A 1971-nucleotide genomic window follows, 5' to 3' on the forward strand; every position below is an offset into this window, starting at 1 on the left:
CGCGGCCGCCAGGTGCTCGGCGACCTGGAGGAGATCGGCCAGGTCGGGTCCGCCCCACGCGCCGCGCAGGACGGACGCGGGCCGGCGCCCGTATCCGGTGCTGCCCGCCGGGTTGACCGCGACCACGGTGAGGCCCGCCTCGGCCATCTGCTGGAAGAGCGGGTCGAAGCCGAGCCGCCAGGCTCCGGCCGGTCCGTCGTGCAGGGCCAGCACGGTCTGCTGTGCTTCGGCCGGCGGTTCGGTTCCGTAGACGACGCACTCGACCGGGCCGGTGGCTCCCGGCAGTTCGATCAGCCGCGCGTCGTGCCCGCCCGCGGTGTCGGGCCCGGTGAGGGTGGTCCGCCAGGTGGTGGTGTTCCTTGCGACCGTCGCCAGGTGGGTCGGGACGGTCGGTGTCGAGAAGGGGAAGCCGATCCCCAGGGCGCTCCAGGTCAGGGGGCCGTGGATGGCGCCTTCGCGCAGGGGCAGGGTGTCGAGTTCGCCGGCGGCGTCGCTGACCACGAGGTGCGAGCGTGCTCCGTGCGCGACGTGGAAGACCGTCCGCGCGCCCCACGGGCTCATCGCCGCGGACACGACGGCTCCGCGCAGCGCGTTGAGCTTGCCGGGGACGGTGAGATCGCCGGGTTCCTTGATCGTGGAGAAGGCGAACGCCCGCCGGCCGGGGGCCGGCACCGACAGCAGCAGACGGCCGGAGCGCGGGCTGGCGGTCAGCACACGGCCGCCCTCGGGCAGTCCCGGGAGGGGGTGCCAGCGGCCGGTGTGGAGGTCGGCGACCACCGTCTCCTGGGTTCCGTTCGGCGAGGCCCGCAGGATTCCCAGTCTGCCGTTGCCGAGCCAGAAGGTGTGCAGGACCTTTCCCGGCAGGGTGAGGACCGGCCGCAGGGCCTTCGTCGTCACCGTCCAGAGCCGTACGCCGGTTCCGTCGGTGCTGATCGCGACGGCGGGGATCGCGGGGTCGGGGCCGGGGATGAGCCGCAGACCGGCCGAGGCGATCGTCCCGATGGGCCGCTCGGTCAATCCGTCGAGGCCGGCGCTGGAGGCGCGGACCAGGCTGATCTCGTTGCGTCCCGGCGCGGGCCGGTTCAGCAGGATGCTGCCCCGCCGGACGCAGACGGCCTGGGCGTCCAGGGGCACGTCGCCGTTGGGGCCGAGCCGCCGCCGGTTGAACGGCCCCATCAACGACCAGCGTTCCAGGCGCGCGGGAGCGTTCCCGTCGAGGGCGAAGGACGTGGCGTAGCGTCCGTCGAGGCTGACGGAGAACCTGGTGTGGGAGCGCAGCGGCCGGGGCCCGGCCATCAGACGCCGCCGCCCGGCGCGGGTGCCTTCGGTGCGGGCTCGTCGACCATCAGCGCTTCACTTCCGTCCGTTCATGACCGGGGGAATCCGGCGGCCATGGCGCTCAGTTTCGTTTTTCTCCGGCGTCGTCTGCCTTGGGGTGCGACCCGAATCCTTTTCCCTGAGGCTCGAACGCGGAAATTCCCGTTCCGTGCGGGTCTTCGGGCGGCCGGAAAAACCGCGCTCAATGGAGCAGGAATTGCTCTAGCCGCCGTGTTCGCGGCTTGCTGCCATGGGGGGAAGGTGACGGGCCGGCGTCGTGGTCAACGGTCGGACGTGGCGTCGGCTCGTCATCCTCACGCACCCGTTTCCCTGATGGTTCGAGATGAGGTGGGCCTTGTGACGATCATGAGAGCCGCCGGGATGGACGTTCGCTGATGGCTGCCGAATCCGTGCCCTCCGGAGTTCCGGTTCCGCGCCGTGACGTCCTGCTGAAGGCCGCGTTGGCCGGTGCGGTCTCGTCCGGGCTCGTCGTTTTTCCCGGGCGTGGCACCGGAGCGTCGCCGGGGCTGCGGGGGCCGGTCGCGGGGACCACGCTGGAGCGCACCCTGCGCAGGGGGGCGCCGGGGCGGGGCGGGTACAGCAAGGTCGTCGCGGGGCCGGGTGAGCCGCATGTGCTCCGCGACGATCTGGGCG

1 protein-coding gene and 1 pseudogene are annotated in these 1971 nt (G+C 72.6%); one reads left to right on the forward strand and one right to left on the reverse strand.

Annotation, left to right across the window (positions count from 1 at the left end):
* On the reverse strand, positions 1–1296 hold a 1296-nt coding region (locus ACYVE7_RS33195), incomplete at its 3' end, for a prolyl oligopeptidase family serine peptidase (protein ID WP_460370430.1).
* A 416-nt stretch (positions 1297–1712) separates the two neighbouring features.
* On the opposite strand from ACYVE7_RS33195, the pseudogene ACYVE7_RS33200 reads away from it, so the two are divergent.
* Positions 1713–1971: pseudogene (locus tag ACYVE7_RS33200) on the forward strand (hypothetical protein); the annotation flags it as partial.

The sequence above is a fragment of the Actinocorallia lasiicapitis genome, assembly GCF_054778695.1.